General features: G+C 51.2%; 7 protein-coding genes. All 7 read right to left on the bottom strand.

Going from position 1 to position 12963, the window contains the following annotated elements; all coding sequences use genetic code 11:
* Window positions 1-79 precede the first annotated feature (79 nt).
* Window positions 80-2836 carry an alpha-mannosidase gene (locus tag NNL21_RS12420; protein ID WP_204819295.1) on the bottom strand — a complete coding sequence of 919 codons (2757 nt, stop codon included), beginning with the start codon at window positions 2834-2836 and terminating at the stop codon, window positions 80-82.
* Window positions 2837-2952: 116 nt separating this feature from the next.
* Window positions 2953-4575: an extracellular solute-binding protein gene (locus NNL21_RS12415; RefSeq protein ID WP_204819294.1), complete on the bottom strand. Its 1623-nt coding sequence runs from the start codon at window positions 4573-4575 to the stop codon at window positions 2953-2955.
* Between the two features lie 113 nt (window positions 4576-4688).
* Complete coding sequence (locus NNL21_RS12410; protein WP_204819293.1) at window positions 4689-5582, bottom strand: carbohydrate ABC transporter permease; 894 nt, start codon at window positions 5580-5582, stop codon at window positions 4689-4691.
* A 22-nt stretch (window positions 5583-5604) separates the two neighbouring features.
* The gene (locus NNL21_RS12405) at window positions 5605-6558 is read right to left on the bottom strand and encodes an ABC transporter permease (protein WP_373567563.1); all 954 of its coding nucleotides are present in this window, start codon (window positions 6556-6558) and stop codon (window positions 5605-5607) included.
* A 447-nt stretch (window positions 6559-7005) separates the two neighbouring features.
* The gene (locus NNL21_RS12400) at window positions 7006-9342 is read right to left on the bottom strand and encodes a universal stress protein (RefSeq protein ID WP_256555190.1); all 2337 of its coding nucleotides are present in this window, start codon (window positions 9340-9342) and stop codon (window positions 7006-7008) included.
* Window positions 9343-10196: 854 nt separating this feature from the next.
* On the bottom strand, window positions 10197-10814 hold the full coding sequence (kdpC, locus tag NNL21_RS12395; protein WP_204819626.1) for a potassium-transporting ATPase subunit KdpC: 618 nt from the start codon (window positions 10812-10814) through the stop codon (window positions 10197-10199).
* Window positions 10815-10907: 93 nt separating this feature from the next.
* A complete protein-coding gene (kdpB, locus tag NNL21_RS12390; protein ID WP_204819291.1) occupies window positions 10908-12947 on the bottom strand; it encodes a potassium-transporting ATPase subunit KdpB in 2040 nt (679 codons plus the stop codon).
* Between the last annotated feature and the right edge of the window lie 16 nt (window positions 12948-12963).

Genomic DNA, 12963 nt, shown 5'->3' with positions numbered 1-12963 from the left:
CTATTGGTTATCGCAGATGTTGCCGCACCAGCCGCCTTCCCATCCTGTAGTCGGACACACCTACGGATTACCCGTACACTTATGCGAACTTCACTTTCAGTGTTACGATTTGCTTCGGCTTAACGTTTACTTTTACTGTATTGCCTTCGACAGCGAGCTCACCTTGAGGCTTGTCGTCCAAATTGACCAATAATGCGGAGGACAGCGGCCGATCGAAGTGAAGAACCCCTACGCCATCCATGTCTTCAATATTGAATACACGGATGTCGTATCCATCTCGGTTATCTGCTTGCTTGTAGGCACTTAGAATGAGTTCATCCGATTGAAGGTTCAAGTAGGACTTGCGCAAAGCAAGATTAGCATCCCTGCGATGCGGCGTTTCCTTATACAGCTTGCCTTGCTTGCGGTTGACAGTCTGAATGCCCGCTGAATAAAGCTGATGCTCTCTCCACAAGCCGGCACGGCTGTCTTCCTGCGTCCCGAATAGGCGAATGGCATACTCGAAGTCCAGCTGCCCCAGCAGTTGTCCGCCATCACTCCCGTCACTGAGCACCTCTTTATGCGTGCTCCGGTATAGCGTAAGAGCGATGGTACGCTGGGCATTATCTCTGACCGAAACTTCATACAGCCCTTTGCTGTAGACCGCGACGCCTTTCTTGCCATCATCCAGCGCTACGATGCCGTTATGAGGAACAACCTCGAACGGCTTGCGCAAATAATTCGATTGATCCGGAGCATGAACGTCACGCTTCACAAAATCAAACGGCGTGCTGGTAAAGTAATGATCGGCTTCCAGGCCCGTTGGGAACAGCAAGCGCAAACGGTGGTCTCTCGCTGTATTCGTAATCGACGTGCGGCAATAAACAACAGGGTCATCCTTCTTGAGATCCATATACGTCGTTACCGGAACATCAACATATTCACGGCTGCGACCGATCTCTGAAGGTTCAATGCCTTTAGGCAGCTTCAAGGTTAGCTGCACGCAAATCGTTGATTGAAAGGCACCGTCGGCTACCGTGGAAACAACCGCTTGAAGCCCCGTAGACCGCACCCTTGTGTTGCCAACTGGCGGGATATGACTCCAACCGTCTCCGATATCGCCTTCATCTTCAAACAACAGCAAGCCTGTGTAAGTATGCCCGGACTGAATATCCGTCACATCGATGGTTCCATTGGTACCGACCTGAAGAATGATTCGTCCATTGTTCCATGTATTCTCATCGGTCTGCATTGAACCCATATGACGAACCGTTCCTCTGAGCTTTGGAGCACTGTAAGCAAGCGGCGCCGGGTGCTCGATTGTGTATTTCTCTAACGTGAACGTGGAATAGCCCAATGCAGGGATGCTGGCGTTGAATGCGATCCGGTAACGATCAACGACATCCATTCGCGGCAATTCGCGGTAAGGCCTAAACTTATTGGCACTGTTCGAACGGATGCTGAGCACCTGATAGGAAACTTCATTATGCTCATGATCATACAGCCGGAATGAAGTACCGCCCATTCCCTTCAAGGCCACCGCAGCATCGCTTCCCGCCGGAAGCAGAAGCTCTGCCTCGATCACGCCCTCTATACCGAAGGAGGAGCTGTTGAAAACCGTAAAAGCTTGATTGCCGTTCAAGTCCGCTTCATTCAAGTGATCGACAATGTAGCTCGTTTGCTCCTTGATCATCTGTTCGCTGATCAATCGGGATTGATCAAAACGATAGATCATGTCCCGGTGGACCTGATCGATAGAGCAGCCGCAGATGGAATCATGTGGATGGTTCTGCAGCAGATGCTCCCACGCTTTATTCAGAAAGCCCGCCGGATAAGTCCGGCCTTCCAGTGAGGCGATTACGCCAAGCGGCTCTGCCCATTTCTCGAGCAGTGTCTCACAAATGTAGTTCTGCTGCTTGAGATGAATGCGGGAGGACAAGGTGTTCTCCGGTACCCAATTATTAACGCCATTATAGGCAAGCGCTTTTTGTTCGCCCTTATAGACACGTAGCTCGCCGAGCTTGCTTCGCAGCTCCTCCAGGTACTTCTCGAGACTGGAATGGATGAACTTGACGTTCAAACGATCCGTTTCATTCAACAGCTTGATCAGCAAAGGCAGCTGCGGTTCGATCTCGACATGATCGACGCCATCCATCCCGATCCCAACGCTCGTCGTCGCCCGCTCGTTTTTATACGCCATATGCGCCACGGCACGCTCGATTAGCTCTTCCTTATGCTCCTCGTAAGCGTCATCCCGATCAAAGAACGGCCAACGGAAGGCAAAATAGAAATCGCTGTAGCTGCGGTCCTCATCCAGCTTCAAGCCCAATACCCGGCTGCCGTCGGCTGCTTCCCACCATATTTCGGCCGGGTCGGCATCGCCGTGAAATCCGCGAAACAAGACGGCATTATCGATGCCAAAGCCCTGAAGGATCTGCGGCATCTGGCTGTTATGACCGAAGATATCGACGATAAATCCGGACAGCATCGGCTCTACGCCCCATGCCCTCGATTGACTCATCCCTTTCTGCAGGTTGCGGATCAACGATTCCCCGCTAACGAGAAATTCATCGGGCATGACGTACCATGGGCCGATGTCGATTCTGCCGTCTTGGATCAGTTTTTGAAGCCGCTCACGGTTCTCCGGCCGGATTTCCAAATAATCGTCCAATACGATTGTCTGTCCATCCATCATGAAGTGCTTGTATTCCAGGTCTTTCTCCATATGATCGATTAGCTCGTCGATCATGTACACGAGCCGGGCTCGAAACCCTTGAAAATCCTGGTACCATTCTCGGTCCCAGTGCGTTTGCGAGACGACGTGTATCGTCTCAATGGTGTTCTTATCCTTACTCATACGCGATTCTCCCTCTTTTCTTTGTCATTCTGTCTCGGACAGACTGCTGCCGCAGGACTAGAGATAACCGTGCCTGGCGAAATGGTTCCGCCAAGCACAGTTATCGTGATGTCCCTCTAGTTGGCCGCTTTCCAGCGGTCGTATGCAGCTTGATGGATGCTCACGTACTCTTCGATGTTCATCTTGTTAATCGTGCTGGTGTACTTCTCCCAGTTATCAAACGATTCTTGGCCAGTAATGAATTTGGCCTCCATCGAGTCCAGGTAGGTTTTCAAATCCGTAAAGATGGCATCGATGCGGTCCTGCTCCTCCGCACTAAAGTAGATGAGCGGGAACGGCACTTTACCGGATGGCGTCATTTTTTCTTCGGTTTCAGTAAAGCGATGCTGGTGACCAACATCATCCCAGCCCCGTTCGACTTCAGGCCGTACCCATTTCGGAGTAGCCGTTCCTACGTCAGGAGTCAGCGTGCCGCGGTATTCTTCGCTGTTCATACCGTTCTCGAGTGTCTTGTACTTGCGAAGCCCCTTCTCTTTGTCAGAGAATTCCCACAGATCTCCCTCAGGTCCGTAGTGGATGAAGACACTGCCTTCCAGGGAATACAAGGAATCGACCCATTTTATCGTGCGCACCGGATCCGGGTTTTTGCTTGTAATGGCAAACACGCCGCGGACGATACCGGTACCGATCGGATACATCTTCGTGCTGTTTTCCGGACTTGTTAAGACAGGCAGCACGGGATATTTCAAGTTATCCTCCGGATTTTGAACATTGAATGCCAGGAATGGACCTGCGTGGAGGAACATGCCCAGTTTGTCGGCTTTACCCTTCGCGCTCATCTCCGTGAAGCCTTCCGTAAACGTAGCTGGATCGATCAGCTTCTCCTTCCACAAGCGGTTCATGTACTGCAGATAAGCTTTGTAGTTATCCGACAGAGCGCCGAAGCTAACCTTGCCCGCATCATCTACAACGGATTCTCTGGCCAGCACTCCGAAGGCAGGCATAATTCCTGTACGGAACTCATTGGCTTTATCATGCGATCCGATCGGAATTTCATCGGATTGGCCATTCTTGTTGGCATCATTGTCCTTGAAGTTTTTCAGCAGCGTATACAGCTCGTCTGTTGTCTGTGGCAAATCCGTTACATTCAAGTTTTTCATCCAATCGCCATTCACCCAGATTGTCGATGTAACGGCGATAGACGCTTTATTAATGTTAGGAAGCGCGTAGATATGTCCGTCCGGCGTCGTAATTGATTGTTTGACGTCAGGCATTTCCTCGAACATCGCCTTAATGTTCGGGGCATGCTTCTCGATCAGTTCCTCGAGAGGAATGAGAACGCCCTGCGATCCATATTTCACTTCTTCACCAGCCGTCAGGTTGGCACCGAAGAACACATCAGGAACCTCGCCGCTTGCGAAGGCCAAATTCTTTTTCTCCTCATAGCCTTCAGCAGGAGGCGTGTCGAACGTAAATTTGATGTTCGTTTTTTTCTCCATCTCTTTAAAAAAGACCATTTCTTCCCAAGGGCCTTGGATCGGATGCTTAAAGCCCATCATTTTCATTGTAATCGGTTCGTTCGATACTTCCTGCTCTCCGTTGCCGCTATCCACTTTGTTCGTCTCGTTGTTAGCACCCTTATTCGTGTCATTGCCACCGTTGGAGCAGGCCGAAACGATAAGAGCCATAATCAGAACTAACGTAATCATCGAAAACCTTGCATTCAGCTTGTTAATCAACAGGTATTCCCCCTATAAAATGATTGCAATTTCTCGTTGTTCAAAAGTTCCATTACGGATGGGTGACAAACCCTGACCTTGCTTCGCATCCCCCCTTTATTTCATATCGCCGGCTACCCTTTGACGGAACCAATCATGACGCCTTTGACAAAGAAACGCTGCATGAACGGGTAAGCTGCGATCACCGGAAGCGTGGATACGATAATGACGGCGTATTTAACGATTTCTGCGATTCGAGCTTGCTCCGCCTGGGCTTTCGCCTCCGCTCCGCCCAGCATGGCCGAGTCGCTCATCTGATTAATGATCAGAATCTCCCTCAGGATGAGCTGAAGCGGGAACCAATCCCGATCCGATAAGAAGATCAGCGCACCGAAGTAACTATTCCAGTGCCCAACGCCGTAGAATAATCCCATTACCGCGATGATGGGAGCCGATAAAGGGAGAATAATCCGAACGAATAGCTTGCCATTCGAGCACCCGTCGATTTCGGCAGCCTCTTCCAGCTCCCTGGGAATCGTGCTCTGGAAAAAGGTTCGGGTGATAATAATATTCCAGACGGAGACGGCTCCTGGAAGAAGCAGCGCCCAAGGCGTATCGATCATTCCTAAATTCTTAATGAGCAGATAGTGAGGGATCAGCCCGCCGCTGAAGAACATCGTGAAGATAAACAGAACCATAATGTAATTGCGGCCTTCCAGATCCTTACGCGATAAAGCATAGGCACAAGGAATGGTCAGCACTAAATTAATGAGCGTACCCACGACGGTATAAAAAATGGTGTTGCGGTAACCGGTCCAGATGTCCATGTTGCGGAATACTCTCTCGTACCCTTCGAAGGTAATTCCCTTCGGGATCAGCCACATATCGCCATTGTTGACATACATCGGATCACTGATGGAAGCGCTTATTATATAAATCAACGGATAAAGTACGATGACCATTACGAGAAACATGACAATTGCATTGATGGTGATGAATAACTTGTCACCGGTGGATTCCCTTTTCATGAATGCTGTGCTCTCCCTTCCATTACCACAGGCTTGATTCGCTTTTCCGTTTCGCAATCCAATTGACTGCGACAAGAATAATGAGATTAATAACCGAGTTGAATAAGCCGACTGCGGCGGAGAAGCTGTATTGCGCCTGTCTCAGCCCGCTCCTGTATACATAGGTCGAAATGACATCCGACGAATCCATATTCAGCTGATTTTGCAGCAGCAAGATCTTCTCGAAGCCGACGTTCAGAATACCGCCGGTGCTCAGAATAAGGAGAATAATCATCGTTGGCGCAATACCAGGCAAATTGATATGCCAAATCCGCCGGACGCGCGATGCCCCGTCCATAATCGCCGCTTCATGCTGCTGCGGATCGATGCCGGCGAGGGCTGCCATATAAATAACCGTCCCCCACCCCATGTTCTGCCAAACATCCGAGAAGACGTACACGGTCTTGAACCAACTGGCTTCCGATAGGAAGGCAATCGGCTGCAATCCGAAGAAGACCATAAACCGGTTAATGATTCCCGTCTCCGGCGACAAGAAGGCAAGTATGATTCCCGCCATGACGACGACCGAAATAAAGTGCGGCGCATATGTAATCGTTTGCACGCTTTTCTTGAAAAATCCGTTGCGAAGCTCGTTCAAACCCAGTGCGAGCAGAATCGGAATCGGAAAGCCAACCAGAAGCGAATAAATGCTAATGCCGAGTGTATTCAGCATTAAATCCCAGAAGTAGTAAGAATCGAAGAATCGGATGAAGTGGTCGAACCCGACCCATTCACTGCCCCAGATGCCTTTCGTAGCAATGAAGTTTTTGAATGCGATCTGTACACCATAAATCGGAACATACGAGAACAGAACTACGGTAGCAAGCGCGGGCAGGATGAATAAATATAGCTGCCAATTCTTCCAAATCCGCTTGAAGGCTCTGCTTCTCTTTCCCAGCCGAAGGGGTGCATCCGTCGACGGTCTAATTGTGTCCATCATGTAGCTCCTCACTTTCCATTATTCAAGCATAATGAAGCATACGCATCATCCCAATAAAACAATATATCATTTGCAGCTCATTTATCGTATCAATAAGCCTTCAAAACCTTAGTAAAACGATTTTACTCAGATAAAGAGATATATCATGGGCGATTTAAGGTTATCTTACACACTCTCCTTTAACCTGTCAATATAATAATACAATATGACATATCGATTAGTTTTTTAATTCGCGTCTCTTTAATTCTACCTATAAAATGATTAAGTATTATGTATCATTATACATATACATTTGCGTGATGGGTGATTATCCAGTTGGATGGACAAAAGAAGCCTGGGAGCTTCGTGGTTATTGGACATAAGGTCCAATGCCGCAGGCTCCCAGGCCAGGTCTTCTTACTAGAGATAGGTATCGAGTAATATCGTTATCTATATATTGCGAATTCAATCCTCACGCACGATAAGCAGATCGATGTGCCTGGCGTTGTGCAGCAGACGGCGTGCAACATCATCGCGCCGCAGACGAAGCAGCAGCTGGCCTTTTCCACGGCTATGATTGCCGCTTTGCCCGATGATAAATTGCGTTGCCTTCAGGTTTCTTGCATGCGCCAGAAGCGTGTCCGCTACACGGCTCCCCTCCGGTACTGTAATGACCTCAAACAAGCCGCCCAGCCGCTCGGTCATCGTACGAAGCGCTTCGAGACTTCTCGCTTTCATTCCGCTCGGATCTGGAGAGCCGTCATCGGAATGGACGACATGCCAGGCCGCTTTAAGCCGATGCGCGATCCGAAACCCGCGCCGTACGAGTCTAAGTGCATGATCACTGGCCGTCACGCAGACGAAGATGACTTCTTGGCGGCGCAGCGGGCCGCGCAGCGCGCTCTTGCGGTCCCATGCCTCGAGCCGCTCATCTACATTATCGGCGATTTCCCGCAATGCAAGCTCACGCAAAGCAATCAGATTCCCGATTTTGAAAAAAGCCCCGAGCGCTTGCTCCACCTTCTCCTTGCCATAGATTTTCCCCTGCCGCATGCGCTGCTGCAGTATTTGGGGCGTGACGTCAATCAGCTCTACCTCTTCGGCCTGCTGCAAAACCCAGTCAGGTACGGTTTCCCGTACACGAACGCCGGTGAGCTGTTCCACCGCGTCATTCAAGCTTTCCAAGTGCTGAACATTAACCGTCGTCATGACCGTGATGCCTGCATCGAGGATGCGAAACACATCCTCGTATCTCTTCTTATTGAGGCTTCCCGGAATATTCGTATGTGCCAGCTCATCGACAAGAACGACCTCCGGATTACGGGCGATGATAGCATCCGTATCCATCTCTTCCAGCTTCGTACCGCGGTATTCGACTTGCTGGCGCGGGATAACGGGAAGATTGCCAAGCTGCTGCGCCGTTTCTTGACGGCCATGCGATTCGAGCAGGCCAACGACAACATCGATTCCTTTTGCCCGCAGCGCATTGCCTTCCTTCAGCATCCGATACGTCTTGCCAACACCTGGAGCAGCTCCAATATAGACCCGGAGCCGCCCACGCCGGATCGCAACGATCCGCTTCTCGACCTCTTCCTCGCTCAACCGCCGAAACCCGGCTCCGGCATTTCGTTCCTCACGCCTGGCAGGCATGATCCGCTCCCCTTCATGCTCCGCCCGATCAGCGATAAAGAACAAGTCCATATTCACTTTACCGCGCAGCAGGCCGAGCGTTATGGAGCCATAGAGCAGTTCCTCCCAGCGATTCTGCTTGGAATGTCCCAGAACAATGCGCGTCACGCCTTTCTTCAGGGAATAGCGCAATAAATCCGCAGGCATCCGCCGCCTCGACCGTAACCGGAGCTCTTGAAAATCCGCACCCAGCTTGCTTGCCAGCTTCGTTAACGATTTCTTGAACGCCGACTGAACCTTCGTCAACGGCATGCTTGGCTTCACGAACGTGACCGCCAATAAATCACCATTAAGCCGCTTGGCAATCTGCTGCCCCCGGCGCAGATGGATTGAGCCGTTCCAATGATACTGCGTTAATACAAGAATCCGCTCCGATGCGCCCGATGGACCAATCAACCCCAGCCGTTCGCGATGCTTCTCGAGCGTATCATTCACATCCTCAGCCACCAGCCGCAGCGTTAGCTCCCGCAGCACGCCAAGATTGCCGCGCGCGAATAGAGCAGGGTCGCTGAAGTCGCCAATAATTCCATCCTCTAGCCGTTGCAGCATCGTCTCCGGAGGTACATCGACAAGCTGTACCTCATCGGCAAGCTCCAGCGTATCGGCCGGTAGGATCTCATCGGCTACAATGCCCGTCAGCCTTTGCGCCAATATGTTCGCTCCTTCGAGCTCATAAACGTTGACAGTCGTCATCACACCGATGCCGTTGTTCAACAAATGTTTAATATCATCGAGACGAGTCGGAAATCGGGCTCCTGGTCGATTGCGGTGAGCAAGTCCATCGACGAGTACGAGCTCGGGGTTGCGTTCGAGAAGAAGGTCCATATTCAGGTCCTTCTGCTCCACGCCATCCTTCTCCCATCGAATGCTGGGCACCCGCTCCAAATCGGCTAGCTGAGCGACCGTTTCCGGCCGGCGCAGCGTGGATACCGCACAGATCACGACATCGATCCCCTGCTGCTTCAAGGTTTGCCCTTCTCCCAGCATGCGATAAGTCTTACCCGTACCGGTCATCGCCCCAATCCAAATTTTAAATCTTCCCCGGTGCAGCCGTGAAACCGACAACAGCAATTCCTCGGGCGTTTTTCGACGATATTGCAATTCCCGATCCACTCCCTCTTGTGCTCCATCATTCGTTGATTTTCGCTGCTCTTACCGCCTCTCCACTATCCCATGGATCAAGTTCGTATATGGAGGATTCGGACCCTTTGGGTCACTATCCCCTTGAATCAGTTCGTGTACGGGGTTCGCACCCTTTTGACCACTATCCCCTTGGGTCAGTTCGTGTACGCAGGGTTCGAGCCCTCCCTTTGGGCCACTATCCCCTTGAATCAGTTCGTGTACGGGGTTCGCACCCTTATGACCACTATCCCCATGGATCAGTTCGTGTACGCAGGGTTCACACCCTTTGGGCCACTATCCCCTTGGATCAGTTCGTGGACGCAGGGTTCGCACCCTTTGGGCCACTATCCCCTTGGATCAGTTCGAGTACGCAGGGTTCACACCCTTTGGGCCACTATCCCCTTGGATCAGTACGCATTCTTATTTCTATAGATGGCTGGTTAGATTGTAGATTCTTGAATCTGACCATCAGTGTTGTTGTCAAAGCTAGTAGTTGGTAAGCAGTCCTTAAGACAATTATTCACTGCTATCCACATCACTCTCTGAGCCATAGGGATAGTGGACATAAGCTAATTTAACCCCTAAACCTCACCTCATTACAGACCTAGTAGTTCTGATCGTTTTTCTGAGTCACAGGGATAGTGGACATAAGCTAAATTACCCCCCTTAACCTCACCTCATTGCAGACCTAGTAGCTCTGATCGTTTTTCTGAGTCACAGGGATAGTGGACGTAAGCCTGCATTTATCTTATGGCATTCTCACACAAACTATGGGAATCATGAACATATAATCTAAGGGATCGTGAGTTCGAAGCTGCCTCACCATCCCTTAGAAGGTTTTCAAATTACTTCACGTACTCTTTTAGCGCCAAGTTTAACTTAAGCACATTAACTCTTGGATCACCGAACACGCCGAGGTCGCGGCCTTCGGTATATTGGTCTACTAGTTTCGTTAATTGATCCGCAGACACCCCCGTCAGCTTGCTGATTCGCGGAATTTGTACGACTGCCGATTCGGGTGTAATATGCGGATCCAGCCCGGAACCGGAGTTTGTAAGCAGCGCGATCGGCACACGATCAACCGAAACATCGGGATTTGCCTTTTTCCACTCTTCGATTGATGCATGAACCCGTGCAAGCAAATCCGCATTAGACGGTCCATAATTGTTCGTACCCGATCCCTCCGCCTTATAGTCGATACTCGAAATACGGCCTTGGAAATAAGCAGGATCGGTAAATTGTTGACCGATCAACTCAGACCCCACTACCTGACCTTCTTGATTCTCCAGCAGGCTCCCATTGGCCTGATGCGGGAACAGAAGCTGTGCCGCTCCCGTACTTACAAGCGGATAGACCAAACCGCATAATATAATGAAGACTATGCCCGCCCGAGCTGCCACCGCCCAGACCGATCCGCTCCAGGCCGCACCGCCCCTGCTCCCGTTCACGTTCCCGCTTCCCATCTCTGAAACTTGCTTCATCTTTCTTGCCTCCTGTCAGCAGCAGCAACGACCCCATTCTTAGAAAGGCCTCGCCGACCACTTTTACTTATTTCTTTATATCCACAAATGGACAATCATATCGATTAGTTTAATCCCAATGAACGGCGCGATAACTCCACCCAGCCCATACACGACCAAATTTCGGCTGAGCAGCTTCGCCGAGCTCATCGGTTTGTACGCTACGCCCTTCATGGCAAGCGGAATGAGCAGCGGAATGATAATCGCATTGAATAGGAGCGCCGACAATATCGCGGAGAAGGGGGACCCGAGCTGCATAACGTTCAGAACACTCATCTCCGGAATCGCCAGCAGGAAAATCGCCGGAATAATCGCAAAATATTTGGCCACATCGTTCGCAATACTAAAGGTTGTCAAAGCTCCTCGTGTCATGAGCAGCTGCTTGCCGATGGCGACGACCTCGATAATCTTGGATGGATCGGAATCGAGATCAACCATATTTGCCGCTTCCTTAGCCGCGACCGTACCGCTGTTCATCGCAAGTCCAACGTCGGCCTGCGCGAGCGCAGGTGCGTCATTCGTACCGTCGCCCGTCATCGCGACCAGCTTGCCTTGCGCTTGCTCCCGCTTGATGACGGCAATTTTATCCTCCGGCTTGCTCTCTGCGATGAAATCATCGACACCTGCTTCTTTGGCTATCGTGGCAGCCGTCAGCGGATTATCGCCGGTACACATGATTGTACGGATCCCCATCCTGCGGAGCTGCTCGAAGCGTTCCTTCATCCCCGGTTTCACCGTGTCCTTCAAATAGATAAGCCCATAAATCCGGGTATCTACCGCCACCGCCAAAGGCGTGCCTCCCGCCGATGCGATACGCTCCGTCTCCGCATCTAACTCGCTTGGCACTTGGCCGCCTTGCGCGACGATCCACTGCTTCACCGCATCGACCGCCCCCTTACGTACCAACCGGCCGTTTGTCAGGTCAACACCGCTCATTCGGGTTTCGGCTTTAAATTCGATGAACGTGCCTCCTTCAGCAAGTGCTGTGTCATAGGCGGTGCCTTGTTTCTTCAGGAGCTCCAGCACCGAGCGCCCTTCCGGCGTTTCATCTTGAACGGAGCTGATCGCCGACCACGCTGCGACCTCCGCTAACGATGCACCGCCGACCGGTACGAATTCACTGGCCATCCGATTCCCAAACGTGATTGTACCGGTCTTATCAAGAATCATCGTGTTTATATCGCCTGCCGCCTCAACGGCTTTCCCCGACATCGCCAATACATTGAACTGCGTCACACGATCCATCCCCGCTATCCCGATAGCAGACAATAAACCGCCGATTGTTGTAGGTATCAAGCAGACGAGCAGGGCGATCAGGACGGGGATTTCCAAATCGACCCCGACATACTTCGCGATGGGCGCCAACGTAACCACGACAATAAGGAAAATGAGCGTCAAACTTATGAGAAGTGTATTTAACGCGATCTCATTAGGCGTCTTCTGCCTCTTAGCGCCTTCAACGAGGGATATCATCCGGTCAATGAATGATTCGCCCGGGTCGTTTGTAATGCGGATCACAATTCGATCGCTTACGACCCGTGTACCGCCGGTGACGGAACTAAAGTCTCCTCCGGCCTCTTTAATGACGGGTGCCGATTCACCCGTAATGGCCGATTCGTCAACCGAAGCAAGTCCTTCGATCACCTCGCCATCGCCAGGAATCATCTCACCCTGTTCTACGATGACGGAGTCACCTTTGCGCAGCGTAGATGCCTGTACGACGACCACCTCACCGTTGACTAGCTTGCTCGCAACCACTTCCCGCTTTGTCTTCTTGAGCGAGTCTGCCTGCGCTTTACCTCTGCCCTCGGCGAGCGCTTCGGCAAAGTTTGCAAACAGTACGGTTATGAGCAAGATCAGGAACACCGTCAGATTGAATCCGAACCGCTCCTCCGCATCGAACCAGCTGGGGAACAGCGTCAGCAGCAGCACGACGACCGTTCCGATTTCGACAATGAACATGACCGGGTTCTTGATCATTGCAGCCGGGCTTAGCTTCATGACACTATCGATTGCAGCCTGCTTGACAATGTCACCCGTCAGCAGCTTTTTGCGTTGTTGTCGTTGTTGTTTCATTTTCTCTTCCCCTCGC

The sequence above is a fragment of the Paenibacillus mendelii genome (assembly GCF_024498075.1).
GTDB lineage: Bacteria > Bacillota > Bacilli > Paenibacillales > Paenibacillaceae > Paenibacillus_Z > Paenibacillus_Z mendelii.
This window is presented reverse-complemented; position numbering and strand designations above follow the sequence as displayed.

Bases quoted from the DNA above. Each gene is read 5' to 3' on its own strand.
- kdpC (WP_204819626.1), bottom strand. From the start codon at position 10,814: ATGGGAAGCGGGAACGTGAACGGGAGCAGGGGCGGTGCGGCCTGGAGC.
- NNL21_RS12420 (WP_204819295.1), bottom strand. From the start codon at position 2,836: ATGAGTAAGGATAAGAACACCATTGAGACGATACACGTCGTCTCGCAA.
- NNL21_RS12410 (WP_204819293.1), bottom strand. From the start codon at position 5,582: ATGAAAAGGGAATCCACCGGTGACAAGTTATTCATCACCATCAATGCA.
- kdpB (WP_204819291.1), bottom strand. From the start codon at position 12,947: ATGAAACAACAACGACAACAACGCAAAAAGCTGCTGACGGGTGACATT.
- NNL21_RS12405 (WP_373567563.1), bottom strand. From the start codon at position 6,558: ATGGACACAATTAGACCGTCGACGGATGCACCCCTTCGGCTGGGAAAG.